Here is a 14,087-nt window from a genome sequence, read left to right as displayed (position 1 = left end):
AAACCGGTGCGAGGCAAAATAAATGACACTTGTAGTTTAAGTGCCATCAAGATTTATATATGTCACCGCGAGATCCTATCTTTACAACAATTATTATAAGTTCATTATCAATTACTGAATAAATCACACGAAAGGATCCAACACGAAGCCGAAAATGATTTTCCATACCTTGCATTCTTTTTATGTCGAGCTCTGGATGTCTTGGATTTTCAGAAAGAATTTTTAAGTGATCCAGAATGCGATTTCGAGTTGTGATATCCTGCTTTTGAAGATACTTAAAGGCATCCTTTAGGAACTTAATTTCGTAATTCATGTTCAACATCCTTAAGGCTAATTAATTCACCTCTTAAGTAAGCTTCATGAGCATCCTTTATGGCATCTAATTCATCTTGAGTTGTTGGTTCATCATCGAGAGGGATTTCTCTATTCACGGGAATATTGGCGAGGCGCTCCATCAATTCGGAAACCAACTCAAGATCTTTATCGGATAGTCGATCAAGCAACTCATAAAATCGTTCTTTATTTACAGCCATTTTGCCAACTCCTTTCAAGATCTAATTATAACCATTATAACATTAGATACACCTAAGGGAATGGAGTTAGTAACTCGAAGAAGGCACCGGCATCAGATAACACAGTATTCACGCATCGGGCATTCGCCCTCGGTTCGGCAGGAGTTAGAAGTGAAGTCGAAGAGGGGATTTCAGTTTCGGGGAAGCGGGATCAGCCGGACATATCCGCACCGACTAACTGCGCAAGCGCAGCCGGCATCTGGCAGTGCCTTAAGTCGGTGGGACGTCGTAAATACGAGAACGTTAGGCGAAACTCCCCTTAATCTATAAAATGAAGGTGGATTCATTGAAGAAACTTATTGTAATAAACGGAACAATGGGAGTCGGAAAAACCACAGTTTGTCAAGGGTTATATAAGTCACTTGATAAAGCAGTATGGTTAGATGGTGATTGGTGTTGGATGATGAATCCTTGGAACTTTAATGAAGAAAACATACGGATGGTTAAGAATAATATTACATATTTACTCAGAAACTTCTTAACGAACTCTACATTCGAATATGTCATTTTTAACTGGGTTCTTCATAGAAAAGAGATCCTGGACGAATTACTTGTCCGTTTAGGTGATTTAGATTTTTTCAGCTTAAGAAGGTTACATTGTTGTGTTCTGAAACCGCATTACGACAAAGAATGATTCAAGGCGGTAGATCAGAAGAACAAATTAAATTGAGCATCGAGCGGTTAAGTATGTACGAGAATATGGATACTAATATTATTGATACAAGTGAAATTGGCACAGAAGAGATTGTCCAAAGAATCAAAGAAATCATAAGTTGATGGTTGGTGTTGAGAAAAGGGGAGCATCACCTAATACAGAATTCACGCATCGGGCCATTTAGCCATCGGTCCGGCACGAAGGTTGCTAGTGACGCAGAAGTAGCAGGACCCTGGCGTGTCCTTAAGTCGGTGGGACGTCGTGAATACAATAACGCTAGCTGGAATTTATGCTTGAATATAACTAGTTGCTCCTGAAAAAGTCGATTTTCAAAAATAGTTTCGGGTTGCTGGCTGGGTTGTGAGGGGGAACTTTCCCTAATGATCGGTTTCCATGTTAGTTTTGGAGCATTTTTGCCGCTCTTTGCAGGTTGTGGGTCAGAATCCCGAAGCCGACCCAGCATTTTGAGCCGACAAAGCCCCGATACCTGCTGCGGTTCAAACCGTACTTCCGCTTGAGAAGACTAATCTTCGCTTCTCCAGCTGCACGGTAACGCTGCAAGTCTTTGAACCATAATTCGTTTTCGTACTCGGATCGGGCAATGCCTTTTTTGCCCTTTCGCGGCAAGCTAGCTCGCTTCACACCAAGTTCGGTAATGGCCGTTTCGTTCTTCTTGCTTGAGAAACCGCGGTCGGTCGCTACAGCTTGCGGCGCTTTGCCGAATTGCTTGATATGCGCCTGTACAGCGGGAACGAGCAGTTCATCATCCGAGGGGTTCCCCTCGTAGACAGCATAGCCGGTCACAAAGCCGCTTTCCGTCTCGTCGATTCGCACCTTGTAGCCGAACTCAGTTCCTTTGGCCAGCTTACCTTTCTTAATCGGTCTTGCTTCCGGGTCAAAGAAACTGACGATCCGATCTGCGATGATTCGATTGCCGGAAACGACCTGTTTGGCTTGTTCCAACAACTTGCCGGTTAGCGTGACCGCCTCGGTCAGTTTGGTTTTACTTTGTCGAAGAGCAGCTTTGCCCTTGTCTTGCAGTTTCTCGATAACGGCTTGCGCCTTGTTCACAACGTTCTCGGCTACTTCGATTACGCTCCCAGTGATCCGGTCAACTTCTTCCCAAGATTCACGGGTGCGGCGACGTAGAACTTTCGCGATGGACAGAATCTTTTCCTTGATTTCTGCCGTACGATCTTCAAAGCCTTGAACAGTGTGGGAGGCGATTTTCCGGATTTTCTGAATCGTTCGAGTGATGACTTTTACGCCATCTTGCAACAGCGTAGCGTCTGTCGGGTGATGGATGTCGGATTCCACAACCGTCGTATCCGTGCGCAATTTGCGGGTTTTCAGAACGGCTTTTTCCTCACACTGCTTTACGAGTGCGGCATTGATGTCTTCGACGATCTTGTCGCCGTAGCGTTTGCGGGCATAGATGAGCGTAGACGGGTCGGGCATCGGTTCGTCGATGGCAAACCGGCAGAACATTCGCCATGTGATGCTGTCACCGACTTCCTTCACGAGTGACTCGTAGCCCAAATTGTATTTATGCTTCAGGACCATAAGACGGATGTACTTTTCAATTGCAAGCGTAGGACGGCCGCTTTTCTTGCCTTTCGGGTGCAACTCAGTAAACGGTTGAAGAAAACGGTCGTCGTCCAGTAATTGATCTATGATTGCAAGCTCGACCGGCAACTTTCTAACAGATTCCGGGAGAATGGCATCCCAGATGGTCAATTGCTCGTCTCGAAGTTTCAACATTTTCTTCACCTCTTGGAAGGATTCCCGAGGGCTTCTGTTGAACTCCTATAGCAAAGGAATTCTTCCCTCGGGGTGTGGAACTTTGTTATCTCGTCAATAACAATTTCCATTTTGAGGTGCTGAATTCCTTTTAATTATGCTCAAAACACCCTAACTTTTTCAGGGGAAACTAACTAGAAAGAACTGGAGGGAATTCATGAAGAAAATTCTCAGTGGATTATCATTCTTGTTTTTTGGATTAACTCTCTATATTACGGCCCACATTCAAGCAGTAAATTATTTACCATTAGTTACATCGTGGAATACGGACAAGGGGAAGTATTGGAGTGCCTTAGATGAAACACATGGAATACAGCTAACTTATTTTGGAATCACATTTTGTGTGTTAGGGACAATATTAATTTTGATTGGGTGTTTTGAGGATCAAATAAAGAAAATATTTAAAACCTCAAGCAGTAAGCAAGAAGAAACACGGAGATGATTTTGTGAGTAAGTACGGAGAAGCAGCAGTCAGATCTGTAGTTCTATTAAATACTGGCATAACCCATGACCCAGTGCTAGCATGGGAGACTATTACAAGAGAGATCTTTGGTGAAGGTACTTCTTCACAGAAGAAAGGTTGTCCCAAAGGTACTTTTTTAGGTATTTGCGAGTCTGGATTAGTAAATGGTGTGCCAGCTGGAACATATACTAGATCAAAATTAAATAAAGAATATGGACTAAGGGCTCTTACCCTTTTATCCCTTAATCCTGAATTGATCAATGATATGAAAACATTATGGTTTCAAACCTTAGGGGATAACCAGAAGAAACATAATCAGCAAATGGATGTTGTAATTTCTCTTTGGAAGAACGACTTAATAAATACGAGAAATTTGTGAGTGGTTCGGAGATGGCAATAATTTCGACACTTGTATTCACACCAGAGCATTCGCCCCTCGATCCGCCCGAATCATTTCGGGAAAGCAGATTCATGCGGACAACGCTACGAACCTCATATTGAAGACGGATAGAGGATACTGCTCACTGATAGTATCAGGAGATTATGGGCATGTAGACCTGGAAACGATCAAAGAAATAATAAAAGCTCAAGAAGTTAGATTCGCAAAACCCAAAGAAGTAGAAGAAGCCACAGGCAGTCGAATAGGAAGTGTATCATTAATAAATCCTACATCTGAAATACATTTGAAAGGAATAGACCACAATGACTCAGTACATTGTCAGTAATAACGAACTATTCATAAGAAAAACAGAACTTGAAGATTTAAATTATGTACTACAGGCAGAACAAGATCCGGAAAGTAAGAAGTTTATTTTGTCATGGTCCAGAGAACAACATGAGAGAGCGATCTCCAACGATGATTCTCTACATCTGATTGTAGAGGATACAAATAGAAGAAAAATAGGTTATGTAATCATTCAAGGGATGAAAAATCCGAATAGTTGTTATGAGATCGTTCGAATCAATTTGAGTGTGAGGAACCAAGGTTACGGTAAGAAAGTCATGAAATTGATATTAGATTATTTGTTTAATCAATTGAAAGCCCACAGAGTCTGGCTAGATGTGAAGGAAGGGAATCAGAGAGCCTTTCATGTATATCAATCGCTTGGATTTAAGGTGGAAGGCACTTTGCGTGAATGTATAAAGAAGGAAAGCCACTATGAATCATTAATAATAATGGGATTATTAAGAACCGAATATAGCTGACCAATCGAGGAAGCCAGGAACTTCATATAACACCGTATTCACGCATCCGGCATGGTGATAGTGCCTTAAGACGGTGGGACGTCGTGAATACAAAAACGTTATCTGAAACCAGCGAAAGGAAGAGTCTGTAAAATAGTTTGTGTAAACTCCCAAATCTATTAAAATGGAAAGTAATAGAAAGGTTGGGAGAACACATGGGACTATGGACAAAAGAGCAACTACGGACGTTTATTAAGGAGAACAAGCTGGTAACGGCTCAGGATGCGCAAAATGCCTTGAAAGAACTGTTTGCTGAAACTCTTCAAGAGATGCTGGAAGCAGAGCTCGATACGCATTTAGGCTACGAAAAGCATGAGGTCAAAGCCAAGATGACGCCAAATAGCCGAAATGGCAAGAGCAAGAAGACGGTGGTCAGCGAATACGGAGAGCAGGAAATTATGGTTCCACGGGATCGGATGGGTGAGTTCGAGCCCGTTGTTGTGCAGAAACACCAGAAGAATGTAACTGGCATCGAAGATCAGATCATCGCCCTGTACGCCAAAGGAGTCAGCACACGAGAGATTCAAGACCATCTGCAAAACCTGTACGGCATCGAAGTCTCGCCTACGCTCATTTCCAATGTTACCAACAAAATCGTGCCTCTCATTAAGGAATGGCAGAATCGGCCGCTTCAAGGCGTGTACGCCGTCGTTTACATGGATGCGATTCACTTCAAAGTGAAGCAGGACGGTGCCATTGTAAACAAAGCGGCCTACATGGTTATCGGCATCGACCTGGACGGAAACAAGGATGTGCTCGGCATGTGGATCGGGGAGAATGAATCCAGTAAGTTCTGGCTAAGCGTCCTAAATGACCTGCGAAATCGTGGTGTCCAAGACATTCTCATCATCTGTGTGGACAATCTCAGTGGTTTCTCCGAAGCGATTGCTGCCTGCTATCCAAAGACCGAGATCCAAAAGTGTATCATCCACCAAATCCGTAATTCCACTCGCTACGTGTCGTACAAGGATCTCAAGAAAGTCACTGCGGACCTGAAGCCGATTTACAAGGCAGCAACTGAGGAAGGGGCGCTCTTGGAACTGGACCGCTTCGAGGAAGTCTGGGGCGTCAAGTATCCGCTCATTGTCCGCTCTTGGCGCAACAACTGGGAGGAGCTCTCGACCTTCTTCAAGTACCCACCTGAGATCCGCAAACTCATCTACACAACAAATATGATTGAGAGTTACCACCGACAGCTTCGCAAGGTGACCAAGGGAAAGAGTATTTTTCCGACTGATGAAGCTCTGCTGAAAATGCTCTATCTGGCCACGATGGATGTGACCCGCAAATGGACAGGCCGCGTCCAAAACTGGGGACAGATGCTGCTTCAGCTTTCGGTCTTCTTTCCGGATCGGATCAGCAACTACTTACGTTAGAAACGCCAAATCCCCCCTCGGGGGGATTGCTTGGAACTGAGTTTACACAGAAATCTTGACAGACCCGAAAGGAAAAATAAATGAAGGCACATCTGTAGTTTTATGTGATAGAAAAGACTTCATGATCTGAATGTAGAGACAAGACTAGGAGGATCTTAAGTGGGATATATCATGGAGCTCCGAAAGTTGGTTGGCACAAGACCAATCATTCTGGTTGGCGTGACAGTTATAGTTAAGAACGCTGAAGGACATGTATTACTTCAGAAGAGAACAGATAGTTATGACTGGGGAACTATCGGTGGCTCGCTGGAACTCGGAGAATCCTTCGAAGAAGCGGCAAGACGTGAGCTTTTTGAAGAAGCAGGATTGAGAGCTGAAGAATTACTTTTTATAACTAATCTATCCGGAAAAGATTTCTACTATAAATACCCTCATGGGGATGAAGTTTACAATGCCATAGCTGTATTTGAGGCGATTAAGGTGCAAGGAATACCAACTATAAATGATGATGAAGGACTCGAATTAAAATATTTCTCACTTGAAGAACCGGTAGAAAACCTAAATCCCAATAGTTATATGATTCTAAAAAAATTAGGATATATAAGGAATTGGTAGAGACTAAATCTGAAAATTCCAATCTCGAACGTTATCAGAAAAAACTCGGCGACCTCTCCCCGCCACAGAATATCGGGAAGCGATCGCCGCTGAGCTTCGAACTTTTTTATTGTCTACTACTTGCCGGGGTTGCGACCAGCACTTCTCGGTCTGACTCCTTTTTGGATCCGATGAAAAGCTGCACGATAATCATCGCTACGGTGACAGCGGCAAGTCCGACGAAGGCGAAAACAAAGCTGCTTGTCATATCTTGAATCCATCCAACCAAAATCGGTCCAAGCGCCCCAATTACATATCCCACCGATTGTGTCATGGCGGACCAAGAGCTTGCATCTTGTGCGTTCGAGGTTTCTTCAATCGGTAACATCAACGCGATAGGGAAGAGACCGCCGTTGCCGATGCCGAGCAGGATCGCAGCAAGCCATGGTGAACTAGAAAAGATGATAAGTAGTATCCCGGCTAAATTAGACAAAGCGCAGGCAATCATCCATAGAAGTCGATTGGAAAAACGATGCATTAGCATCGGTATCAAGAACGTTGCCGGAATTTGAACCAATGTAGAAAGTGTAAGCATGTTACCAGCATAAACCTTACTGTACCCCATATTTGAGACGGCTGGTGCAAGCCATGCTGTAACGGAGTAGAACGCGATAGCCATCATTCCGAAAAATAGGGTCAAAAGCCATGCTCTACTATTTCTCCAGTTCGATCTGCGTGTCTTACTACAAATAACCACCAGGCTGGCAAAGCAATAGCGGCAAGGATTGCCCAAAAACCTAATGCGGATCGCCAAGAGCCATTAAAAGCATTTTGGAAGGGAACGGATAGTCCTGCGCTTAGGGCTGCTCCAATCACCATTGCTACGGAATAGACGCCGATCATGGAGCCGACCTGGTTGGGAAAATAACGTTTAACGAATCCAGACAAAAGCGGACCAGCAGATGCAATACCGATACCAGCGATGAGTGCTGTAATTAGCAGGAATGTATAAGAAGGCGTAAACCAACGGACCAAGGTAGCTCCTCCCACGAGCAATAGAGCTATCGATAAGATCCGTTCGATGCCATGTCGAAGCCCCAACTTAACAGCTATCGGGGAGAAGAGTCCCATACATAGAACCGGTATAGAGGTGAGAAGACTGGCAGAGGATGCGCTCATTCCGAGATCGTTCCGAATGGTCTCTAAAAGCGGCGAAACTGAGGAAATCACCGGCCTCAAGTTTAAAGATGCCAAAAATAGGGCTATTACTAAAAGTGTTGAACGTTTCATTTTTTCTCTCCTTACTCTCCTTACTTTCTTCCTAAATCCGTGATCATCACCCACCCTGATATCCTCTATGCTTACTTGGGATTATTCGAGTCGGCCGATTTGTTGCGCTTACGTGGGAGGGATACATATTACCTTTCACAAAAAAATTGTAGTGATATTGGATTGGGGGGTTCGCCTGTATCACGGATTTAGGTTTTTTGTATATGATGTTTTTCATATTTGCTAAGTTTAAAATATAAAATTTGATTGATCAATATAATGATTTCTATTAAAATAATAAGAAAAACGAATGATTGTTTAGAGATGGGGCAACTATGGATCTTAGACAATTAGAATACTTTGTCGCTGTATGCGAGGAACTGCATTTTACCAAAGCGGCGGAGAAATTAGGCATGTCGCAACCGACACTCAGTCAGCAGATACGTTCATTGGAAAATGAAGTAGGGACGCCGTTGTTTGATCGGATTGGCAAACGGATTGTACTTACGGAAGCAGGTAGACTGCTGTTAGATTACAGTATCCAGATGTTCAGGATTCGTAAAAATGCAGTGGACGCGATTGATGAACTCTGTAATCATCAGCGTGGAACACTGGTCATAGGAGCGATCCCCTCTGATCTCGATTACAGAATTACACAATTATTAATCGATTTTCACAAGGAATTTCCTCATATACGACTTACCGTCTTGACATCCGTCGAAGTCTTGAAGCAAGTGTTGGAGATGGAGGTAGACATTGGTATTGGGATCCTGCCTCTCCCAGATGAGCGGATTGTGAGCATTCCTTTATCCAGTGAGGAGTATGTGCTGGTCGTCCCGGGGAACCACGAATTGGCGGATCGAAGCTCGATCGATATAGAGGAACTTCGCCATATTAGCACTGTGATGTACCCCAAGGGCACGCTTGGACGCGAGCTAGTCGATGATTGTTGTAGAAAGTTTGGCTTCAGTTTAGATCCTATTATTGAAACGACAACCCCTTTTTCGCTGATTCATTTAGTTAAAGCTAATATTGGCGCGACAATTCAACCTTTACCACTTATTTTATCTATGAATGATCCCGAGTTACGTACCATCAAGATCAAGAGGGGCCCAACTCGCACCATCGGTATTATTTATCGCGCTGACAGGTTTCTTAACCATGCGGCGCAAACATTTATCAAGAAATTACAGGATAATTTACAAGGGATAAATCCGATATGAAGGACCGTGTGGAGGGATACTCCGCACGGCTTTTTGCTTTAGTGGGGAAGATAACACAATTCTTTTAACCCTAGAGCAGATTTATGATTGATAATTTCACGTCTAAATGTATAATCATGGAAGGAGCTCAAACAACAATGACCCAGCCTAAGATATGAGCGATCTTTGGCTGGGGTGGCATACATCTACATTTTCTTTTTTATATGGGTGCTGTTCTATTTGGCTTTCTTATTGGAATGTTCAGTAAACCAGTAACGAGACATAATTATAACCATACCTGCCGCGTTTGTACCGTATAGGAGGCTAGATGAATTGAAGAAATTTGTAGCATTCATTTCTATAATACTGATCCTATGTAGTTGTTCTAACTCCACACTTATTTTTAAAGGCGAGAGTCAAAACTGGTCCTCCACTTATACGGTCAAACATGTAAACAGCGAGTTTCATCAAACGATCTTGAAAATAAAATACAAAGGAAAAAATCTAAAAGACATTAGTGGAATTAAATATTCGTATAAGGGTATTGGGGTAGGCGGTAGTGGAGAATTACCGGATTTGTCAGTTGATGGTGTAATAAGTGCACTATCAGGAGGAAATGGTGCAATTCCACCAAAAGATTCAGTAATTAAGGTAATGATCGAATGGAACAATCGAAAAGAGGAATTAGAACTTATTTCCAAGTAACCTCGACTTAATTGGGACGCTGCCTTCTTTCAATGCTGACGTATATGCCGAGAAGGGTCGAACAAGGGTTAGGCAAGAAGAAGTTGAAAGACTAATATTAAACGGCAGTACAACGTTTCAGATCTGATATATTTAAAAGAAAAACATAACCTATAGGGAGATACATATGGATGTGAAGATACGCCTACTAGAAGATCACGAAGAAGTTCCCCTTGATCTATTACTGTTAGCTGATCCATCGCAAGAGATGATTGCGGAGTATTTGCAAAGAGGTCAGTGTTATGTGGGCTTGGACGAGAGAGAGCAGATTATTGCTGTCATTGTATTACTACAAACACGACCCGGAACATTGGAAATTGTGAACATCGCAGTGCGTGAAGCGTTTCAGGGAAGAGGGATCGGGAAGAAACTGATTCAGTTTGCAATGGACCAAGCAAGAGAGAAAAACGCCAAAACGATTGAAATCGGGACAGGAAACTCAAGTGTAGGACAGCTGCTGCTTTATCAAAAATGCGGATTCCGAATTACGGGGATTGATCGGGACTTTTTTATCAGACACTATCCTGAAAAAATTTATGAGAACGGAATTCAATGCAGGGATATGATCCGATTAAGTCTTGATTTATTTGAATAAGAAAGAAGGAGTTTATCATGATCCATCATGTTGAAATCAATGTATCCGACCTCCAAACAAGCAGAGCATTCTGGGATTGGATCTTTCAAGAGCTTGGATATTCGGTCTATCAAGATTGGGATCAGGGAGTGAGTTGGAGAAGTGGAACTACCTATCTGGTCTTTGTACAAACGGAAGCAAACTACTTAGACATCCCCTATCATCGAAAAAGAGTGGGACTCAACCATCTCGCATTCCAAGCGAACTCCAAGGAACAGGTCGACAGGATGACGAAGCATCTTGAAGAACGTGGGGTACCTATTCTCTATAAAGACAGACATCCCTATGCCGGGGGACCAGGTCATTATGCAGTATTTTTTGAGGCCCCTGATCGAATCAAGGTCGAAATCGTTGCTCCTTGAATTCAGCGAAGGTTTGCTCCTGTTACCAGCAACCTTTTACAGTTTCGTTTCGTTACAAGGGTGTAGCAAAAATCAGCATCCGAGGTGCTAGAAAACAGGAGGATGGTTTCATGAATAAATCTGCAAGAAAGAAAACGGCAGCCTTGTATATCGCAGGAGCTGCAGTACTCGGATTCATTGGGATCTCGAACAGCCTGCCGACTGTATCTGCGGCACCGCCAGCAAAGACTGCAACAGCGACGGAATCTAAAGCTTCACAGTCCGTGAACAGCTTTTTAAATAGCTTTTATAAGCCGGCCCTTAAAGGCCAATTCCCGGAAGATGCAATCAAACCATTAAAAGCACCTACGCTTGGAAAAACCACACGTCAAGAGATCATTAAAGCTATTGGTGAGCCTGAGGAAGCGGGCACAGGGGCGAATGCCTTTGACTCATATCATGGTTCCATGGGACAACCTAGCCTTGCTTTCTCCTACAAATCGAAGAAGCTTCAAGAAATGCGTTACTTTGGCACGGGAGTCGAGCGTCAACAGAATCTCGGCAGCATTACTCAAAAAATTTTGATGAAGCAATGGGGAATGCCTAACTCGACTTCTACCTTTAAAACGGGTAAACTCACCCAGAAAAAATTAGTGTACATCCGCGGGGATTACCAGCTGGAATTTATTTTTGACTGCAGCACGGACCTGAATCACATTAATTTGACCTACAAAGATGCGAAGTAAAAAAGCAACATAATACACAAATAAACGCCCCGGCCTAGAGTGATTCTTTAGGCCGGGGCGTTTCGCTATATTCGTTCATTTAAGGAGGAAAAACCATTCGGTGAAGGAACGCGGTGGCATGCTCACTTCTTCCGTTCTGCTTCCAACGATGAGCCTGTGATCCCTTATTGTCTAATAATCAGGATGTCTCTCGGAGGTCTTCCGGTACGCTGAATTTCAGCGATCTCTGCATTGGTCAGGTTGCGGCCAACGAGAACAAGTGAAGAAGTTACGTTGTTGAAGCCGAGGTTGCCCAGGTTGGCCACATTTTGACTGCCCCGGAATACCCGGATCGAACCTTGGAAGTTCGTTCCCGAGAACAATACCAGGGTGACGCGGTTGCTTTGCACAATATTTCTGAGCCGGAAGCTGGTAAGTGCATTATTAAATCTGAACGCTTCCAGATCGCGGACAGCGACCCCGCCACGTCTGAAGAGAATCCGGCGGCCTGTAAAATTTGCACCTGACCATAATGCAAGACGTACATCGCGGTTTGCCAAAATCTATCACTCCTTTTCATAGGGATGATATATTCTATTTCCGTTTCTATGAATCGGTGTGGACAAGAGAGCAGGGTACTCGTTGGATTTTGGCTGGATTTCGTTCGAGACATAAGCAGAAACGAGACCCAGCAAGAGATGCAATCTTGATAGAGCGCAATATATTGCAACTGCGGCACCATAATTACCATGGGAACTGTAATTTTTACCCATTAAGATAGAAATCAAGATGTAAATGCTTTCTAGTATCGCTATCGAGGAGGATTAGAAATGGAAATGAGTGATGATGATGTTCAAACTCCTGATTGTCGACGATGAGTTATTGATGCGCATGGGGATCCGTTCGATGGTTGAATGGGAGCAGCAGGGATTCTGTCTCGCCGGAGAAGCATCAAATGGGAAAGAAGCGCTGGAGCTGGCGAGAAGCGTTCAGCCTGACTTAATCATTACAGATATCAAGATGCCTCTAATGGACGGTTTGCAGTTGATCCGCGAAGCCCAAAGGGTGGTTCCAGGCTGCAAATTCGTGATTCTAAGCTATTTTAATGAGTTTAGTTATGCGAAAGAAGCGATGCAACTGGGGGCTGTCGATTATCTGATCAAAAATGAGATTACGCCGGAGGGATTGGTTCAATTACTGGAGCGCATTCGGCAGAAGCTGTTGGCCGAGAGGGCTTCTTCCGGTAAAAGCGAACCGGCGGTAAGTTATTTGGAAAGCCTTTCGTATCTTAAAGAAAATCTGTTCAAAGACTGGATCAGCGGTCTGCTGGAGGTCAATGAAGCGATCATGAAAGCTGAACAGCTTCATGTCCGCGTTCGTTCCGCCGAATTGCGGGTGATAAAATTTCGTCTGGACAATTTCGAAAGGGTGCGTAAGAAGTACGTTGAGAAAGACGAGAAACTGCTGCGTTTTTCCATTCTTAATATTTTGGAAGAGATGATTCCAAGAAAGTGGGAGAAGGAGGTCGTCATTGAAAGCTCCTCCGATTATTTACTCATCATCAATACGGTTCAAAGTGAGTCCGAGCTTTCAGAGATCCATCATTTATGCAGGGGTATTCAACAAGCGATGAAGGATTTTATGAACGTCACGTTTTCTGTAGGTGTTAGTTCGATCATCCCAAGCTTAAAGTGCTTGAGAACGGCGTACCGCGAAGCGGATCAAGCCCTTCAAAGCCGATTTTTTTGGGGAACCGGTCAAATATTAATTTATGAAACCCCTAAAATGGACCATGGATCAAAGAAAAGGTCTGGTTTACCGTTGGAGGAATGGAAATCGGAATTTCGAAATGCGTTAGAGAGTCGTAAGGAGGAGAAACTGGCAGACACGCTCCTAGAGATACGGCGAAATCTAGTTGCTGAGGAGGCAAGCGAGCGCGAAATCCGGGAGTTCTACATGGGATTAGCCGAGATCATCAGCACCGAAGGTTTCTCCAAGTGCACGTGTCGGCTGCCACAGGTGGAAATGCTGCCGTATGAAGCGGTGCTGACCGCAGAGAGTTGGGATGAGATCCACTGTATTGTACTGGAATATGCGAAGCAGTGCATCGCCACGGATTATCCGTTACCGGAGAGAAGCTATGCGGACCTGGCGGCTGATTTGATCCACCGAAATTATGCCGAAGAGATTTCGCTCATTAGCGTAGCCAATCAGATCAACGTCAATCCCTCGTATCTCAGTCGGGTCTTCAAGCAAGAAAAAGGTGAGAATTTCATTTCCTATTTGACCCGAGTGCGAATCGAACGCGCCAAATCGATATTAGAGAATCGAAGATATAAAATATCGGAAGTAGCCGAGAAGGTCGGGTATCGCAATTATCCGTATTTCAGCAAAATTTTCAAGAAATTTGTTGGTATGAGTCCTGAGGAATATCGCGGATAATCCCACCGACTTTACTTGGAAAGGG

The 14,087-nt window shown here is 43.8% G+C and carries 17 protein-coding genes and 1 pseudogene; 13 read left to right on the top strand and 5 right to left on the bottom strand.

From position 1 onward, the window contains the following. Positions 1-46: 46 nt before the first annotated feature. The gene (locus NSQ80_RS16855; protein ID WP_212953172.1) at positions 47-313 is read right to left on the bottom strand and encodes a type II toxin-antitoxin system RelE/ParE family toxin; all 267 of its coding nucleotides are present in this window, start codon (positions 311-313) and stop codon (positions 47-49) included. After that, complete coding sequence (locus NSQ80_RS16850; RefSeq protein ID WP_016310982.1) at positions 297-533, bottom strand: hypothetical protein; 237 nt, start codon at positions 531-533, stop codon at positions 297-299. Before NSQ80_RS16850 ends, NSQ80_RS16855 begins: the two co-directional genes overlap by 17 nt. 325 nt (positions 534-858) lie before the next feature. Here NSQ80_RS16850 and NSQ80_RS16845 point away from each other — a divergent pair, with 325 nt between their 5' ends. Continuing rightward, positions 859-1,206 (top strand): AAA family ATPase, encoded by a 348-nt coding sequence (locus NSQ80_RS16845; protein ID WP_339300025.1) that lies wholly within the window; start codon positions 859-861, stop codon positions 1,204-1,206. 417 nt (positions 1,207-1,623) lie between these two features. On the opposite strand, the gene NSQ80_RS16840 is transcribed toward NSQ80_RS16845, so the two are convergent. After that, positions 1,624-2,988: an ISNCY family transposase gene (locus tag NSQ80_RS16840; RefSeq protein WP_339300023.1), complete on the bottom strand. Its 1,365-nt coding sequence runs from the start codon at positions 2,986-2,988 to the stop codon at positions 1,624-1,626. Positions 2,989-3,184: 196 nt separating this feature from the next. Here NSQ80_RS16840 and NSQ80_RS16835 point away from each other — a divergent pair, with 196 nt between their 5' ends. The 6 genes from NSQ80_RS16835 (at position 3,185) to NSQ80_RS16810 (ending at position 6,726) form a co-directional block, all read left to right on the top strand. After that, entirely contained in the window at positions 3,185-3,469 is a 285-nt protein-coding gene (locus tag NSQ80_RS16835; RefSeq protein ID WP_339300021.1) for a hypothetical protein, read from the top strand. 4 nt (positions 3,470-3,473) lie between these two features. After that, on the top strand, positions 3,474-3,869 hold the full coding sequence (locus tag NSQ80_RS16830; RefSeq protein ID WP_339300019.1) for a hypothetical protein: 396 nt from the start codon (positions 3,474-3,476) through the stop codon (positions 3,867-3,869). Further along, the gene (locus NSQ80_RS16825) at positions 3,853-4,215 is read left to right on the top strand and encodes a YbaK/EbsC family protein (protein WP_339302182.1); all 363 of its coding nucleotides are present in this window, start codon (positions 3,853-3,855) and stop codon (positions 4,213-4,215) included. Before NSQ80_RS16830 ends, NSQ80_RS16825 begins: the two co-directional genes overlap by 17 nt. Continuing rightward, a complete protein-coding gene (locus NSQ80_RS16820; protein WP_339300017.1) occupies positions 4,193-4,696 on the top strand; it encodes a GNAT family protein in 504 nt (167 codons plus the stop codon). The genes NSQ80_RS16825 and NSQ80_RS16820 overlap by 23 nt, the downstream gene beginning before the upstream one ends. Positions 4,697-4,890: 194 nt before the next feature. Beyond that, positions 4,891-6,111, top strand: a complete 1,221-nt coding sequence (locus tag NSQ80_RS16815; protein ID WP_009226529.1) for an IS256 family transposase — start codon at positions 4,891-4,893, stop codon at positions 6,109-6,111. Positions 6,112-6,270: 159 nt separating this feature from the next. Next, positions 6,271-6,726, top strand: coding sequence for an NUDIX hydrolase (locus NSQ80_RS16810; protein WP_339300015.1), 456 nt, complete (start codon positions 6,271-6,273; stop codon positions 6,724-6,726). A gap of 106 nt (positions 6,727-6,832) precedes the next feature. On the opposite strand, the pseudogene NSQ80_RS16805 reads toward NSQ80_RS16810, so the two are convergent. Further along, positions 6,833-7,884, bottom strand: a pseudogene (locus NSQ80_RS16805) (MFS transporter). 425 nt (positions 7,885-8,309) lie between these two features. On the opposite strand from NSQ80_RS16805, the gene NSQ80_RS16800 reads away from it, so the two are divergent. The 5 genes from NSQ80_RS16800 (at position 8,310) to NSQ80_RS16780 (ending at position 11,641) form a co-directional block, all read left to right on the top strand. Then, the gene (locus NSQ80_RS16800; RefSeq protein WP_339300013.1) at positions 8,310-9,197 is read left to right on the top strand and encodes a LysR family transcriptional regulator; all 888 of its coding nucleotides are present in this window, start codon (positions 8,310-8,312) and stop codon (positions 9,195-9,197) included. Between the two features lie 312 nt (positions 9,198-9,509). Beyond that, the gene (locus NSQ80_RS16795; protein WP_339300011.1) at positions 9,510-9,881 is read left to right on the top strand and encodes a hypothetical protein; all 372 of its coding nucleotides are present in this window, start codon (positions 9,510-9,512) and stop codon (positions 9,879-9,881) included. 172 nt (positions 9,882-10,053) lie between these two features. Beyond that, positions 10,054-10,515 carry a GNAT family N-acetyltransferase gene (locus NSQ80_RS16790; RefSeq protein ID WP_339302181.1) on the top strand — a complete coding sequence of 154 codons (462 nt, stop codon included), beginning with the start codon at positions 10,054-10,056 and terminating at the stop codon, positions 10,513-10,515. 17 nt (positions 10,516-10,532) lie between these two features. Next, positions 10,533-10,916: a VOC family protein gene (locus NSQ80_RS16785; RefSeq protein ID WP_127575814.1), complete on the top strand. Its 384-nt coding sequence runs from the start codon at positions 10,533-10,535 to the stop codon at positions 10,914-10,916. A gap of 110 nt (positions 10,917-11,026) precedes the next feature. After that, positions 11,027-11,641, top strand: a complete 615-nt coding sequence (locus NSQ80_RS16780; protein WP_339300008.1) for a YjgB family protein — start codon at positions 11,027-11,029, stop codon at positions 11,639-11,641. A 164-nt stretch (positions 11,642-11,805) separates the two neighbouring features. On the opposite strand, the gene NSQ80_RS16775 is transcribed toward NSQ80_RS16780, so the two are convergent. Continuing rightward, positions 11,806-12,180 (bottom strand): hypothetical protein, encoded by a 375-nt coding sequence (locus tag NSQ80_RS16775; RefSeq protein WP_339300006.1) that lies wholly within the window; start codon positions 12,178-12,180, stop codon positions 11,806-11,808. Between the two features lie 283 nt (positions 12,181-12,463). Between NSQ80_RS16775 and NSQ80_RS16770 the strand changes: the two genes are divergently transcribed. Next, complete coding sequence (locus NSQ80_RS16770; RefSeq protein ID WP_339300004.1) at positions 12,464-14,062, top strand: response regulator; 1,599 nt, start codon at positions 12,464-12,466, stop codon at positions 14,060-14,062. The last annotated feature ends 25 nt before the right edge of the window (positions 14,063-14,087 follow it).

The sequence above is a fragment of the Paenibacillus sp. FSL K6-2441 genome, from assembly GCF_037964765.1.
GTDB classification, from domain to species: domain Bacteria; phylum Bacillota; class Bacilli; order Paenibacillales; family Paenibacillaceae; genus Fontibacillus; species Fontibacillus phoenicis.
Note: the sequence above shows the minus strand (reverse complement) of the source record. Positions and strands in the feature narration are given on the sequence as shown.